Origin of the sequence: Candidatus Skiveiella danica, from assembly GCF_022705245.1 — a bacterium.
Lineage (GTDB): Bacteria > Pseudomonadota > Gammaproteobacteria > Burkholderiales > Burkholderiaceae_C > Skiveiella > Skiveiella danica.
Map to the genome: position 1 here is coordinate 332 of NZ_JAKJEW010000114.1, position 382 is coordinate 713.

Genomic DNA, 382 nt, shown 5'->3' on the forward strand with positions numbered 1-382 from the left:
TGCCCAGGAAAAGCTCGCGGCCACCCCGGTGGCGCAACTGGACTTTGCGGTGCTGGACGCTGCAGGCGCCGCCCGGCAAGCACCCCAGGCCTACGACGTGGTGCTGGCCTTCAACGTGCTGCACCTGCTGCCCGACCTGGACGGCGGGCTGGACGCCGTGTGGCAGGCGCTGCGGCCTGGCGGGTTCTTTATCTCCAAAACGCCGTGCGTGGCGGAGATGAACCCGCTGATCTCCTGGGTGGCGCTACCGCTGGCGCGCGCCCTGGGCTTGGCACCACCCGTGCACTGCTTCCAAGGGCCGGCGCTGGAGGCCGCCATTGCGCGCCATGGCTTCGAGGTGCTGGCCGTGGAGCGCCACGCCACCAAGGGCCGCGATGTGCGC

At 70.9% G+C, this 382-nt stretch carries 1 protein-coding gene; it reads left to right on the forward strand.

All coding sequences use genetic code 11. The features are described from left to right. Nucleotides 1-382: class I SAM-dependent methyltransferase (locus ACMUOY_RS20345; protein ID WP_413894538.1), on the forward strand; the 382-nt coding region annotated here is incomplete at both ends.